The 13,111-nt window shown below is 69.8% G+C and carries 15 protein-coding genes and 2 pseudogenes; 12 read left to right on the top strand and 5 right to left on the bottom strand.

Going from position 1 to position 13,111, the window contains the following annotated elements:
- Positions 1 to 2: 2 nt before the first annotated feature.
- A complete protein-coding gene (locus tag R2E43_RS00295; protein WP_332055763.1) occupies positions 3 to 638 on the top strand; it encodes a sigma-70 family RNA polymerase sigma factor in 636 nt (211 codons plus the stop codon).
- A 265-nt stretch (positions 639 to 903) separates the two neighbouring features.
- On the opposite strand, the gene R2E43_RS00290 is transcribed toward R2E43_RS00295, so the two are convergent.
- Both R2E43_RS00290 and R2E43_RS00285 read right to left on the bottom strand, forming a co-directional pair.
- Positions 904 to 1,263, bottom strand: a complete 360-nt coding sequence (locus R2E43_RS00290; RefSeq protein ID WP_332055762.1) for a MerR family transcriptional regulator — start codon at positions 1,261 to 1,263, stop codon at positions 904 to 906.
- A gap of 92 nt (positions 1,264 to 1,355) precedes the next feature.
- Entirely contained in the window at positions 1,356 to 2,588 is a 1,233-nt protein-coding gene (locus R2E43_RS00285) for an MFS transporter (protein ID WP_332055761.1), read from the bottom strand.
- 65 nt (positions 2,589 to 2,653) lie between these two features.
- On the opposite strand from R2E43_RS00285, the gene R2E43_RS00280 reads away from it, so the two are divergent.
- The 6 genes from R2E43_RS00280 to R2E43_RS00255 all read left to right on the top strand — a co-directional run bounded on the left by R2E43_RS00280 (position 2,654) and on the right by R2E43_RS00255 (position 6,147).
- Positions 2,654 to 3,100 carry a MerR family transcriptional regulator gene (locus R2E43_RS00280; RefSeq protein WP_319119878.1) on the top strand — a complete coding sequence of 149 codons (447 nt, stop codon included), beginning with the start codon at positions 2,654 to 2,656 and terminating at the stop codon, positions 3,098 to 3,100.
- Between the two features lie 325 nt (positions 3,101 to 3,425).
- The gene (locus R2E43_RS00275; protein ID WP_308428317.1) at positions 3,426 to 3,560 is read left to right on the top strand and encodes a hypothetical protein; all 135 of its coding nucleotides are present in this window, start codon (positions 3,426 to 3,428) and stop codon (positions 3,558 to 3,560) included.
- 57 nt (positions 3,561 to 3,617) lie between these two features.
- Positions 3,618 to 3,995 (top strand): hypothetical protein, encoded by a 378-nt coding sequence (locus tag R2E43_RS00270; protein WP_332057095.1) that lies wholly within the window; start codon positions 3,618 to 3,620, stop codon positions 3,993 to 3,995.
- 7 nt (positions 3,996 to 4,002) lie between these two features.
- Positions 4,003 to 4,644, top strand: a complete 642-nt coding sequence (locus tag R2E43_RS00265) for a ScbR family autoregulator-binding transcription factor (protein ID WP_332055760.1) — start codon at positions 4,003 to 4,005, stop codon at positions 4,642 to 4,644.
- A gap of 25 nt (positions 4,645 to 4,669) precedes the next feature.
- Positions 4,670 to 5,356, top strand: coding sequence for an RICIN domain-containing protein (locus R2E43_RS00260; RefSeq protein ID WP_332055759.1), 687 nt, complete (start codon positions 4,670 to 4,672; stop codon positions 5,354 to 5,356).
- Positions 5,357 to 5,754: 398 nt separating this feature from the next.
- Positions 5,755 to 6,147: a DUF6461 domain-containing protein gene (locus tag R2E43_RS00255; RefSeq protein WP_332057094.1), complete on the top strand. Its 393-nt coding sequence runs from the start codon at positions 5,755 to 5,757 to the stop codon at positions 6,145 to 6,147.
- 57 nt (positions 6,148 to 6,204) lie between these two features.
- Here the strand turns inward: R2E43_RS00255 and R2E43_RS00250 are convergent, their stop codons facing one another.
- Entirely contained in the window at positions 6,205 to 7,134 is a 930-nt protein-coding gene (locus tag R2E43_RS00250) for an alpha/beta fold hydrolase (RefSeq protein ID WP_189285394.1), read from the bottom strand.
- A 156-nt stretch (positions 7,135 to 7,290) separates the two neighbouring features.
- Between R2E43_RS00250 and R2E43_RS00245 the strand changes: the two genes are divergently transcribed.
- The gene (locus tag R2E43_RS00245; RefSeq protein ID WP_003971352.1) at positions 7,291 to 8,058 is read left to right on the top strand and encodes an IclR family transcriptional regulator; all 768 of its coding nucleotides are present in this window, start codon (positions 7,291 to 7,293) and stop codon (positions 8,056 to 8,058) included.
- A 106-nt stretch (positions 8,059 to 8,164) separates the two neighbouring features.
- On the opposite strand, the gene R2E43_RS00240 is transcribed toward R2E43_RS00245, so the two are convergent.
- Complete coding sequence (locus R2E43_RS00240; RefSeq protein ID WP_003971351.1) at positions 8,165 to 8,890, bottom strand: SDR family NAD(P)-dependent oxidoreductase; 726 nt, start codon at positions 8,888 to 8,890, stop codon at positions 8,165 to 8,167.
- A 142-nt stretch (positions 8,891 to 9,032) separates the two neighbouring features.
- Between R2E43_RS00240 and R2E43_RS00235 the strand changes: the two genes are divergently transcribed.
- The 4 genes and pseudogenes from R2E43_RS00235 (at position 9,033) to R2E43_RS00220 (ending at position 12,215) form a co-directional block, all read left to right on the top strand.
- Positions 9,033 to 9,974 (top strand): helix-turn-helix domain-containing protein, encoded by a 942-nt coding sequence (locus R2E43_RS00235; RefSeq protein ID WP_189285396.1) that lies wholly within the window; start codon positions 9,033 to 9,035, stop codon positions 9,972 to 9,974.
- A 103-nt stretch (positions 9,975 to 10,077) separates the two neighbouring features.
- Positions 10,078 to 10,590: pseudogene (locus R2E43_RS00230) on the top strand (ISL3 family transposase); the annotation flags it as partial.
- Positions 10,591 to 10,739: 149 nt separating this feature from the next.
- On the top strand, positions 10,740 to 11,579 hold the full coding sequence (locus R2E43_RS00225; RefSeq protein WP_332055758.1) for an NADPH-dependent oxidoreductase: 840 nt from the start codon (positions 10,740 to 10,742) through the stop codon (positions 11,577 to 11,579).
- Positions 11,580 to 11,609: 30 nt separating this feature from the next.
- Positions 11,610 to 12,215 (top strand): TetR/AcrR family transcriptional regulator, encoded by a 606-nt coding sequence (locus R2E43_RS00220; RefSeq protein WP_037898187.1) that lies wholly within the window; start codon positions 11,610 to 11,612, stop codon positions 12,213 to 12,215.
- Between the two features lie 230 nt (positions 12,216 to 12,445).
- On the opposite strand, the pseudogene R2E43_RS00215 reads toward R2E43_RS00220, so the two are convergent.
- Positions 12,446 to 12,964, bottom strand: a pseudogene (locus R2E43_RS00215) (transposase); the annotation flags it as partial.
- Positions 12,965 to 13,111: the final 147 nt, after the last annotated feature.

The following is a 13,111-nucleotide window of genomic DNA, read 5'->3' as shown; positions in this document are numbered from 1 at the left end:
CCATGACCACGACGACAGCTGCCCCGTGTGAAGAGCCCGCTTCCGGCAGGGAGCACGACGAGCGCGACGAGCAGCGCACCCGCCGCTTCGAACGGGAGGCTCTGGCCTACCACCGTCGGATGGAACGCGCCGCCCTGCGGATGACGCGGCATCCGCAGGATGCCGAGGACCTGGTGCAGGAGACCTACGCCAAGGCGTACGGGTCCTTCCACCAGTTCCAGCCCGGGAGCAACTTGTGGGGCTGGCTGTACCGCATCATGACCAACGCCTACATCACGTCCTACCGCAAGAAGCAGACGGAGCCGCCGCGCTCCCCGACGCCCCATCTCGAGGACTGGCAGATGGTGGGCGTCGTCGGCGACGACGCCGCCTCCCTGGCGTCCGCCGAGGCCCGGGTCCTGAGCAGGATCCCGGACCCAGAGCTGCTTCGGGCCTTGCGGGACACCCCGCAGGACTTCGTCAGGGTGGTCTACCTGGCCGACGTCGAGGGCATGTCGTATCAGGAGATAGCCCGGATGCTCGGCATCCAGCCGGGAACCGTCTCCTCCCGGCTGTATCGCGGGCGCCGGCGTCTGCGCACCCTGCTCGCGCAGTACGAGCGCGGCCACGGCGGTCACGGCCGCGGCGGTCACGGCTGAACCCGGCTCGCGGCCGGGCACCCGTCGCGGCAGGGCTCTGGCTCCGACGTGCTGTCGGGCGCCGAGGCGGTGTGCGCTTGCATCCGGCGGGCGGAAAACCCACCGGATGCAAGCCTTCGTCCCCGCGCCCGGGGGATGTAGCGCCGGGACGGTCGCCGCCACTGTCCCCGGTTCGCCGGCCGCCGTCGTGGCGGCCGCGAACCGGGGCGCCGGCGGTCTCTCAGGCGGCGCCGGGGCCGGCGGAACGGTCGGCACCCGGTGCGGCCTAGTTCAGGCTGCGGGCGGCGGCGATGACGCTGTCCAGCACGTCACGTGCCGCCAGCAGGTTCGCTATGGCGTCGCTGACCCGCCGGTGGACCTGGTACAGCTCGGGGAGCAGCTCCGGGCATCCCGACTCCTCTATCCGCGCGTCGCCCAGCAGGAACGGCAGCAGTTCGGCGATGGTGAGGGTGCCGATCCCGGCGGCCAGCAGGGTGCGGATGCACCGTACGGTCCGGACGTCCGCCTCGGCGTACTCACGGAAACCGCCCGGCCTGCGGTGCGGCCGGATGAGGCCCTGGTCCTCGTAGTAGCGCAGCAGCCGGGTCGGGGTGCCGGTGCGCTGCGAGAGCTCTCCGATGAGCACGGGCGATCACCGAACCGCTCCGGGGCGGCACCCCGGCCGGGCGTCCCCTGCGGTGAGGTCCGCCGGGGACGCCCGGCGTGCGGGGTCGGTGTTCACGAGTCGACGGCGGCACGCTTGGCGGGGAAGCCGTGGTTTCGGGCCGCCAGGGCGATGACGAGAACGGGCGCCAGGAGCACCAGGATGGTCCACGGGAAGGAACCGGCGCCGACCGCGTCGAGGAGGACTCCACCGGCGATTCCGCCACCGGCCATGGCCACGTTCCACAGGGTCACCAGCATGGCCTGGGCATTGTCGCCCTGCTCCGCCCCGCCCGCGTCGCTGGCGGCCGTCTGCAGAAGAGTGGGCGCGCCGCCCCAGCCCAGACCCCACAGCACCACGGCGGCGTAGACCAGTACCGGGCTGTCGGCCAGTACGGCCAGCAGTGCGGCGGCGACGGCGATCAGCAGGGTCGCGGCGATCATCAGTCCGCGCAGCCGGTGGTTGATCTGCGCGCCGACGACCCAGATGCTCACCAGGCAGGCCACGCCGAAGACCAGCAGCACGAGGTCGGTGGAGTCGCCCATCTCCACGCTGTCCAGGAAGGTGGCGATGAAGGTGTAGAGGATGGTGTGGGCCAGCACGAAGATCAGTGTCACGGCCAGGACCGGCATGACGCCGGGGACCTTGAGGGCACCCATCATCGAGGTGCGTCCCCCGGCCCGCTGTCCCGGGTAGTCGGGAACACGCGCCGCGATCAGGACCAGAAGCAGCACGGTGAGGCCGGTCATGGTGAAGAACGCCGCCTGCCAGCTGATCACCTTGCCGAGGAAGGTACCGGCGGGGACTCCCAGCGACAGGGCGAGCGGAATGCCGGCCATGGCGATCGCGATCGCCTTGCCCTGCAGATGCGGGGGCGCCATGCGCCGTGCGTAGCCGGCCAGCAGCGCCCAGGCCAGACCGGCCGCAACGCCCGCCACGAAGCGTGCGGCCATGGTCAGCGCGTACACCTCCGAGACGGCCGTGACCGTGTTGGCCACCGCGACGCCCGCCATCGCTGTCATCAGAAGACGCTTGCGCCGCCACCCGGCGGTGGCGGCCGCCAGCGGCATCGCGGTCAGCACGGTCCCGAGCGCGTAGATCGTCACGGTCTGCCCGGTCGCGGACTCGCTCACCCCGAGATCCTGGCTCATGGCGGGCAGCAGACCGGCCGGCAGGGTCTCGGTGAGACTGGTGATGAAGACGGCGGTGGCCAGCGCGAGCAGCGCCAGCATGGGCAGTCCTTGGGGCCTTTCCGTGTCGCTCACCGCTCCGGGAGCAACGGCGGCCTCTTTTTCGCTAATTGACATGGTGTGAATGCTCAGGGCTTCACACATGTGTGAAGGTCAACGCGAAGAGGTGTGAGGTCGATCACATGCGTATCGGAGAGCTGTCGGAGCGCACCGGCACCCCTCGCCGGCTGCTGCGCTACTACGAGGAGCAAGGGCTCATCGCCGTGGAGCGCTCCTCCAACGGCTATCGCGAGTACGACGACGCCCTGGTGGACCGGGTCCTGCAGATCAGGGGTCTGCTGGAGGCCGGGCTGCCGACCCGGATCATCAAGGAGATCCTCCCGTGCCTGCACCAGCCCCGGACGATCCACCTCGCGAACGCCACCCCCGAGATGATCGCGACGCTGGAGCTCGAGCGCGACCAGATGACGGAGCGCATCCAGTCCCTGATCCGGAACAGGGACGCCGTCGCCGCCTACGTCGACGCGGTGCGCAACTGCCGCATCCCGAGTGCTCCGCCCGAGCCCCGCGTCCACTGCCTGGCGCCCCGCGGCATGCGTCAGAACCCGGCTGCGGCTCCCACGACTTGACGCTCCTCCCGCACCGGGGAGGGCGGCGGGCGGACGAAGGCCCCGCAGTGGACGCACGGCATCACCGATGCACCGGGGCCGGGACAGCCTTCGACAACAAAAAGAACACCCTCTATATTTAAGTGCGATGACGGCATACGCCCACCCGGGCACGGAGGGCCAGGGCCGACGGGCCGGCAGCTGGGGCCACACATCCCGAACTTGAGTCGCTTGAGTCGCTGAAGGGACCCGCTTGTGTGCTTCGAACTGCGAGTCCCTGAAAGCGACCCGGCGGGCTCGGCCCCTGATGACCGACGGGTCCTCGCATCGCACCGCAGGGCTCCGCGTGACCCGCCCGGACGGGGCGTCCGAGCGCGGACTGCTGCCGGACAGTCTCAGCGACCGGGGTAACGCCAAGCTGTTCGTCGCCCTGCACGGAAGGACCTGCCGCTACGTGCCGGGCCTCGGCTGGTACCGGTAGTCCGGCTATCGCTGGGAGAGCGACGGGGACGACGCCGTGCTGTGGGCCGCCGGCGAGATGGCCGAGGCGTTCGCGACGACCGACCCTCACGGTCGGTACACGGCCTCCGCGCTGGAGCGCAACCGGCGTCGCGCGCTGTCGACCGCGGGAATGCACGCCATGCTGAAACAAGCCAGGTCCGCACCCGGAATGGTCCTCAGTGCCTCCCTTCTGGACGCCCGGCCACACGCCTTGTGCACCCCCGAAGGAGTCATCGATCTCCGCACCGGGATGCTGCGGTACTTGACGTCGGTGGTGCTGAAACGCAGCTCGATCTCGGCTCCTGTCGGTTCGCTGCGCAGCGCGGTCCGCTCGAGGCTCCAGCCGGAGTCCTTGAGGCCTGCGGCTAACATAGAGGTCATTCTTTTTATTTGTCGAGAGAGTCGAGGGATCTGAGCATCCGGTGACACAGCACAAACGAGAACGAGCCAAGCAGGAGCGGGCGATCCGTACGCGCGAGCAACTTCTGCGGGCAGCAGCAGAGGTCTTCGACGTGTCCGGCTACGCCGGAGCCAGCATCAACCGGATCCTCGACCGGGCCGAGCTGACCGCCGGTGCCATGTACTTCCACTTCAAGTCCAAGGAAGATCTGGCCAGAGCCGTCATCCTGGAGCAGGCCACGGACGTCCACTTCCCCCGGACCGAACCGGGCCTGCAGCAGGTCCTCGACATGACCGGGCATCTGGCGACCGAGATCCGCACCAACACGCTGCTGCGGGCCGGAATCCGGCTGGCCGTGGACACCACCGAGGAAGGTCTGCGCGAGTTCGCCATCTACGACTACTGGGTAGACCAGTTCCGCTCGGAGCTGGTCGAGGCCCACGCTCGGGGGGAGCTCCATCCGTTCGTCGACGTGACGGCCGCCGCGCGCCTGGTCGTGGCCTCCTTCACCGGCACCCAGATCATGTCCCAGGCGGCCAGCAACTGGGCCGACCTGCCCGCACTCATCGCCGACCTGTGGCACTGCCTGCTGCCCGCCTTCGCGCCGACCGAAGTCATCGGGCGACTCACCATTCCCAACGACCGGAACGGGGCAACCGGGTGAGACTGCTTCGCGTGGCGATGACAGGGTGGGTCCTCCGGCTTCATCGGGTCAGCGGTACTGTCCGGTCTTCTCCGAGCCCGCACCGGCGGCCGTATCGCCGAGCTGCGTCTCCTGGGCCGTACTCCACCCGACCGGCACATGCTTTCCCGGCCGGGGCCGGCGTGGCAGCACGCCGACCTGGCCGAGCCACGCTCATTGGCGGGCACGCTCGACACCGAGCAGCAGCGCCGCAGACACCGGGCCTGAGCGGTCCGTTGCCGCGCAGGACAGTACGGTCAGGTACCTCGTCAACAAGCACAGCGGCAAGTGCCTGACGGTCTACCGGGCCAGTGGCGCAGACAACGCGAACGTCAACCAGTACCAGTGCGTCGGCGCCCGGAACCAGCAGTGGCGCATGGTGATGACCGGCGGCGACGGGGCGCTGGCGTCTGTGGTCCTGCAGAACATCGGCAGTGGCAGGTGCCTCACGGTGCACGGCGCCAGCGGCGCCAACGGGGCGAACATCGACCAGTACACCTGTGTGGGAGCCACCAATCAGTCCTTCGCTTTCATCCCCGGCCGTCTGAGCCGGACGCCGCTCTACACCAAGCCGCTCACCCGGAAGAAGTGTGTGGACGTGCAGGGGGCCAACAAGGCGAACAACGCCAACGTCATCCAGTGGTCGTGCAACGGAAACACGAATCAGCTGTGGGACATGACCCGCAGTGCCTGACCAGGCGAGCGAGGCCCGTTGTCTGACGCGGCCGTCTCCGCGCGGCCGCCGTCGGCGTACGGGGCCCCCGCTCCCGTACGCCGCCACCGGTGAACCGCCCCGAGGCGCCGGAGGCTGGATGTGTCAGAACGGCGGCGGGCCGCCGGCCATCCCCGACAACCCGAGCACGCCCGCGCACGAACAGCACTCCACGCGGCCGGTCTCCGGGTCGAGGACTCGGCCGCAGCCGTTGGCACAGCGCGGCCAGGCGATGCAGTCTCGGCACAGGGTGTGCCCGGCACCACGAGCTGCCCGCAGTCGCCCTGCTGGCCGTCGCACGTGCAGACTGCCCCCCGGAGGAACTCCTGGGGGAACGGAAGGCTCAGCCCCGGTCACCGCCGAGACGGCGGTGACCGGGGCTGAGCGCGCTCCGCGAGTGGACGATCGAGCTGTACCGCCCGGAGGACCACGCCTTCGAAGAGGTCTCCCACATGGCCAACGGTTCACCCGTGGGGCCGTTCTACTCGTACGTGGGCGGGTCCGTCCGGATGTCCTACGACGAGGAACCCTACTGCCGTGGAGGCAGCCACCCCGACGACCTGCTCGACGTCATGCGCAAGGTGGGATTCGGGCCGATGGAAGGCCCGGACGCGGACGAGGACGAGGACGAGGTGAAGAGCCTCACCCGGGCCAAGTTCGCCTTGGCGCACCACGTCACCGGGGTCCGGCTGACGCGCCGGCTCCTGGAGACGGCGGAGTTCACCTGCGGGCTGGTGACAAAGAGACCCGCCATCTCCTGGCCGCGGGTTTGAGCCCCCGGCCGTGGAGCTGCGGCGAGGCCCGACCGCGCCTGCCCGCTCGGCGCCCGGTCACGGGGCCAGCGCGGCCGCCCACGGCGTGAGGATCTCGGCGTACCGCGCCGGGTCGGACTGGTGCATCATGTGTGACGCGTCCGGCACCGACTCGTAGTCGACCTTCACCCCTGCCGATTCCAACAACCGCCTGGCCTGCGCGGCCTGTTCGTCGGAGAGCGCCCCGAGCAGGTTCCCGGTCTCCGGGTCGGTGCCGCGCATGTGGTGCGTGAGGAGCACCGGCGTGTTGACGCGGTTCAGCATGCGTTCGTGGGGGCAGTTCAGCCCGACGGTCCCTTCGTAGAAGGCCCGGGCCCATTCCGGGTCGTACTCCTTCAGGTGCTGCGGGATCGTGTCCGCCACGAAGGACCGCGCCATCGGCGACGCCGAGGCGCCGGCCGCGCGACGGAACCCCTCCCAGTCACCCACGCTCCACTGGTCGCCGAGATACGTGCGGAACAGCTCGAACACCGGGCCCGCCCCCTGCCGGACCGAGTGACCGTGTGCGGGGACGAGTTCGGAGGCGAAGAACGGCGGGTCCTCGCACAGGACGCCGCGGATCTGACCGGGCATGGAGTACGCCGACAGCCACGCCGCGAGGACGCCGCCGGAGGAATTGCCCGCGACGACGACGGGCCGCCTCACCACCAGGGCGATGAACCGGACCAGGTCGTTGCCGAAGTTGTCGAGGCTGTACCGCTTCGGGGTCCAACTACTGCGTCCCTGGCCCCGCAGGTCGACGGCGTAGACGTGGAAGTGCTCCGCGAGGAGGCCCATCGCTTCCTCGTACGACCACCAGGACCCCGTCTGCTCGGGGATCAGCAGCACGGCGGGCCGGCCCCGGTCACCGGCCTCGGCGTAGTTCATGGTGATCTCGCCGAGATCGACCTGCTGTTCGGGGTAGGCGTGCGGGACGTGGACGTCGCGCAGCGCGGGGCTGGTCACCATTGTGGTCTCCTCGGTCTGTGCTGCCCGTCGTTACGGGCGGACGGCGCTTCCCGCGGCCCGGCGCCGGTGATCAGAGCCGGCGCCCGCCCTCACCGGGTGGGCACGTCACAGAGCTATTATTCGAACCGTGGCAGACGACGCGCACCGCCGGTTCCGATGAGTGGAACACCGGCCCAAGTCCCACGCTCAGGCAGGCCGTTGCACGGTGAGCCGGTCCTGGAGCGGGCCTTCCGGGTCCTGGGTGCCTTCACCGAGGCAGGCGAGGGCCTGGCACTCCACACACTCGCGGCCCGAGCGGGCCTTCCGAAGAGCACCACCTCCCGGATCGCGGCCCAGCTGACGGACGTAGGAGCCCTCGAACGCCTCGACAACGGCGACTTCGTCGTCGGCCTGCAACTGCTCGAGATCGCCTCGCTGGCACCCCGCGGCCACGGACTGCGCGCCGCCGCGCTGCCGTTCATGCAGGACCTGCACCGGGTCACCGGCCAGCACATCCTCCTCGCCGTGCGCGAAGGCGACGAGGCGGTTCTGGTCGAGCGGCTGTCCGCACGGGGCGCGGCGGCGGTCAAGTACCGGGTCGGCGGACGCCTCCCCCTCATCGGGACCGGCATCGGCATCGCCCTGCTGGCGCACGCCCCCGGGCGCATACGGATGGAAGCGCTGGCCGGCGCGGACGACGCGGCCTGCGTCCGCCGGCTCCTGGCCACCGTACGCACGGACGGCGTCTGCGCCGTGACGGTACCCAACCCCCTTCGCTCCGGGCCCACCGCCATGTCGACCGTCGCCGCCCCGATCCTGAACCGCCGCGGCGACGCACTGGGCGCGTTGTCGTTGGTCGCCCCCGATGAGGGCGGGCCCCGTACCGCGGCCGTGACGGCGCTGCGCAGGGCGAGTCTGGCGATCTCCCGGGCCGCGGGGCCGTGAACCACGCCTGCGCCGGGCAGCAGACCGGCGCCCGTCGACGGGAACTCCCACGCCCGGTCCCTTGTCACCGTTCTCCGCGTGCTTCGGCCGTGCAGCCGCCGGCGCCTCAGGGCTCGACGAACTTGTCGGCCAGTCCCCGGTCCAGGTAGTCGTCCGGCAGATCCTGGATGACCAGTTCTGCTTCGGTGCGTCCGGTGTGCAGCCGCCAGTAGGCGTCGGCGATCGTCTGCGGCTGGGAGTCGTGGCCCCCTTGGCCGATGTAGGCGGCGATCGCCACGTGCGCGGCGTAGACGCCGGTGCCGGAGAGCGCCGCGTGCAGATTGAGGATCCAGTTGCGCATCCCGCCGGTGGCGATCTGGACGTTCGCCACGTGCGGGGCGATCACCGGCCCCGATCCCGCCCCGCTGCTGACGAGGATCGTCCCCGTGCCGCGTTCCAGCATGCCGGGCAGGACGTGCTGCACCGCCGCCACGCCCCCGAGCAGATAGAGGTCCAGCTGAGCCAGAACCGAGTCGACGGTGACCTTCGTGGCCTCGACCAGCGGCGCCCGGCGCAGGTCGGCCGGGGACGGCGCGGGCGAGTACTCGAGGATGTCGATCGGTCCCAGCCGCTCCTCGGCTGCGGTGAGCGCGGCGTGCAGAGCGGGACGGTCGGTCACGTCGGCGGGGAAGACCTCGGCCCGCACGCCCGTGTCGGACAACTCGTCGGCCACTGCCTGCAGCGTCGTGCGGCTGCGGGCGATCAGCGCCACGTCGACCCCTTCGACGGCGAACCGCCGGCCGATCGCGCGCCCGAGTTGAGGACCTGCGCCCACGATCGCGAGCGTGCTCAATTTCGCCACCTCGTTACCCTTGTATCGACATTCCGGACCGCGGATGTCGGATCTTCGATGTATGCCGGAACAAGGGTAGGAAGCGTGTGGTCCCGGCGCCTCGGACCGGTGCGTCAGCTCGAACGGGAGATTCGCGACAACGATGAGCGGTACTTTCTCGGCGGACGTGAGCGGTGCGAACGCCTTCAGCGTCTTCGCACACGAGTGGCGGAGCAGGATGGGCGAGACCTTCGCCCTGGCGCCCTTCCGCCGGACGACCGTGTCCGGGTTCTCGGCGCGCTCCCGCGGGTTCCGGGTGCGGGACATGATGTTCAACCGCTTCGAGACCGCGGCCGCCCTGCGGACGGGGGGCCGACGGGTCGGGGCCGACGATCACGTACGCCTGTGGATCGTCCACCGGGGGGCCTGGCGGTTTGGTGAACCGGGAGGGGCCGAGCACACGGCACCGGCCGGCCGCCTGCTGGTACAGACGGGAAGTCTGTCCCACTTCTCCGCGGCGCCACGCACCGTCGTGCAGGTACTTGTCCTGCCCGCCGCAGAGGTGCGGCCCCAACGGGCCGGGCCGGCCTCCCGTCCGGCCGACACCGCCGAGGTGCGGCTGCTGACGGCGCACGCCACCATGGTGGGCCGGATGCTGGACCGTCTCGGGCCGGCCGGGACCGACGCCGCCCGCAGCACTCTGGCCGAGTTGGCCCGGGCCGCAGCCGGGGGCGGCCTGGACGACGTGGAGCCCTTGTTGTCGCCGGCCCTGGCCCAAGCCGCGCGAGACCTGGCCGACCGCCGGCTCACCGACCCCGCCCTGTCCCCCTCGGCTCTCGCCCGGGAGTTGAACGTCTCCCCGCGTACGCTCCAACGGGCCTTCGCCAGGGAAGGGCGACCGCTGAGCAGCTACATCCGGCGCCGCCGCCTCGAGGAGGCATGCCGCGCGCTCGTCGCACCGCACCGGCGCATGACCGTCACGGAGATAGCCGCCCGCTGGCAGTTCGCCGACAGTGGCCACTTCGCGCGCGCCTTCCGCAAGTACTACGGCCGGACCCCGACCGACTACGCCGTGACCGCTGCTCGTGAAACGGATGCCACATAGCTGTGCGGGCCGGTGCCGTCACCCGCCCACGGCAGGAACGGCTCCGTTCCATAGTCGGTGGTGACGGGGTGTGACGGGGTGTGGCGAGTCTCGTTGACATGACATGCGCGACGTCAACTCCTTTGCGGGGACAGTGTTTTCGGGGCTTGCGTCGCTGGTCATCGAGGAGGTGGTGGATGGTGGTGAGGTGATCCGGGTCGTGGCCTGAACCCGGGGTTTTTCGTTGCCCTGTCCGGTGTGCGGGGCACGGTGTGTCCGGTCCTGGGATGCCGAAGACAGACTTTCCGTGGACAGGTCCCCGGGCTGCTGGAACGTCTCCAGCGCCGCACCACACGGCTGACCGGCCAGGTCTGCAAGGTGGTGAAGGAGTCGTGCGGCCGGGCGGCCCCCCCCCGGCTCACCCGGTCACTGGCCACGCCCGTGTCGTTCGCCACCGCCCTGCGGCTGCTGCGGCGCATCCACGTACCAGCGGTGCGGACCCCAAGAGTGGTAGGGGTGTCGACGACTTCGCCCTGCGCCGCCGGACCGGTACGCCACGATCGTCATCGACGCCGAAACAGGCGCGCGCATCGACGTGCTGCCCGACCGACAGGCCGCCGACTGCGAAACACAGTTGACCTCGACGCGGCGGGAGTGCGGTGGGCCAGGTGTGACACCAGCGCGGCACTTGTAGCTTCTTGACGGTCGGTCAGGAAATCGGGGAATGGACTCGGCATGGCCCTGGTTGCCTTAACCGAATCTGATTCGGATAACGGAAGGACAGCCATGACTGACTCGTCACAGCGCGACGCACTCCTGGAAGCCCGCTACGGGCAGCAGGCGGCGCCGGCGAACATCATCTGGAACGAGCAGATCGAAGCGCTGCTCGCGCACCGCTCAGTGCGCGCGTTCACCGACGAGCCACTGCCCGACGGCGCTCTGGAGACGGTGGTGGCGGCCGCCCAGTCGGCGTCCACGTCGTCGAACCTCCATCAGTGGAGTCTCGTGGCCGTCTCGGACCCGGAGACGAAGGCCGAACTCGCAAGGCTGACACACGGCGCGGAGTTCACCGGGTTCGATTTCGTCGCCCAGGCCCCCAGCGTGCTGCTGTGGATAGCGGACATGTCGCGCAGCCACGCGATCAGTGTCGAGCAGGGCGGCAAGCCCGTCGTCACCGACTACGTCGACGCCTTCCTGATGGCGTCGGTCGACGCGGCCCTGGCCGCCCAGAATGGTCTTGTGGCGGCAGAGGCGATCGGCCTGGGAGGCGTGTACCTGGGCTCGCTGCGCAACCACGCCAAGGAGCTCTCCGACCTGATCGGACTTCCCGCGTACGCCTACGTCGTGTTCGGCATGGCCGTCGGTACCCCGGACCCGCACCGCCCCAGTGCGGTGCATCCCCGTCCGGCACAGGACGTCGTGCTGCATCGCGAGCGCTACCGGACACGGCCGGTCGAGGAGTGGATCGAGGACTACGAGACCGCGTTCAAGGCCTTCCGCGCCGAGTACGGACTGCGTGACAAGACATGGAGCCACTCCGTCGTGGTGAGTACGGGCCTGGATTACATGGATGGGCGTGAGAACCTGCGCCGTACGCTGGAGGAGCGCGGCTACCTGCTGCGCTGAATCATTCGACGAGAAATGAGGGTGCAGGGCGTGGCCAGACCGAAGACGCAGCTGTTGTCTGCTGCACGGATCGCGGACGGCGCGATCGAACTCGTCGACCGTACTGGCGACGTGCAGATGGTTCAGCTGGCCCGGCACCTCGGCGTCGCCCCGTCCTCGCTCTACTCCCATGTCACAGGCCGGGCGGAGGTCATCGATCTCGCCCGGCTGCGGATGCTGGAACGGATGGAGTCCGTCGGGCCGGCGCACGACTGGCGCGAGGCCGTGGCCAACCTCCTGCGCCGGCTCACCGCCCTCTACGCCAGACACCGACGCATCCTGCCGCTCCTCTCCACCACCGCCGTAGCCTGCGACCGTTCCATCGCGGTCTACGAGCCGATGTTCGCCGCACTGATCGACGGAGGCTTCCGGCGAGACCAACTGCGCCTGGTCGTCGCCATGGTCGAGTTCCAGGCGTTCGGTCTCGCCCAGGGGCTGCCGGCCCCCGTCATGTCCGACCACATTCGCGAGACCCTTCCCGCCTACACCGCATCAGTGGACCACTCGCGCTACGACCTGCCCACCGCGACCGAGTTCTCCGTGGCCATGGTCATCGGCGGACTGGAAGCGATCCGGACTCACCCCGGTGCACCGTGACGCATACACGCACCAACGGGCAAGCCCCTCGAAAGCCCTGACCAATTGGACGGAAGGGAACTGAGTGTCCTGGTCGTCCTCGCGTCCTCGGCCCACAACGGCGACTCCGCCGTTCTCCGGGGGGCGTATGGTCCAGCGCCCGGGCCGCACCGTGTGCTGGAAGGAGTTCCCGGTGGACGTGTCCGCGACGGGCTCTTCGGAGGAGCCGGTCCCACCTGGCTGGTGCTGCGTCAGGCAACGTTCGCCCTGTCGACGACCTCCTGTAGGCGTTGGTCGTCGGCGTGGCGGTTTCGCCAGATGACGTAGCGGCGGATCATGTTGCCCTGCTCCTTGTGGGTGGTGTGGTCGGTGCAGTCGAGGGTGAAGTAGCGCAGGGCGGCGAACTGGGCTTCGATGCGGTTGAGCCAGGCGCTGTTCGTCGGCGTGTAGGCGATCTCGACGTTGCTCGCGGTGGCCTGGTCGCCGACGCGCCGGCACTTCCTCGTGGTCAGGTGCGGGGAGAAGTTGTCACAGACGACCGCGATGCGGACCTGGGCCGGGTAGAGAGTGCGCAGGTAGCGGCAGAACTCCAGAAACTGGGTGCGCTTCTTGATCGGCTTGATGTAGCCGTAGAGCTTGTCCCGGGCCAGGTCCAGGGCTGCGAAGAGGTGGCGCACACCGCCGTAGCGGTTGTACATGGCCCGCCGCCTGCGGCGCGGTTCCCGGGCGGGGTCCTCGTGCTTGCCCCCGCGTTCGGCCCACCATGCCCCGCGCGAACAGGAGGGCCATCTGTGCCCGCCGCCATGTAACCACTGAATCGGTGCCTCAGCGGATGATCCGAGCAGGCGCTGTCCCTCGTCATCGTCGATGTGTCGAACCTGAACTCTGTCGGCCACGCCGACCAGTTTCAGTGAACG

The organism is Streptomyces violaceoruber, assembly GCF_033406955.1.
Classification (GTDB): Bacteria; Actinomycetota; Actinomycetes; order Streptomycetales; family Streptomycetaceae; genus Streptomyces; species Streptomyces violaceoruber.
The sequence above is the reverse complement of the archived record's forward strand: the minus strand, read 5'-3'. Positions and strand labels throughout refer to the sequence as shown.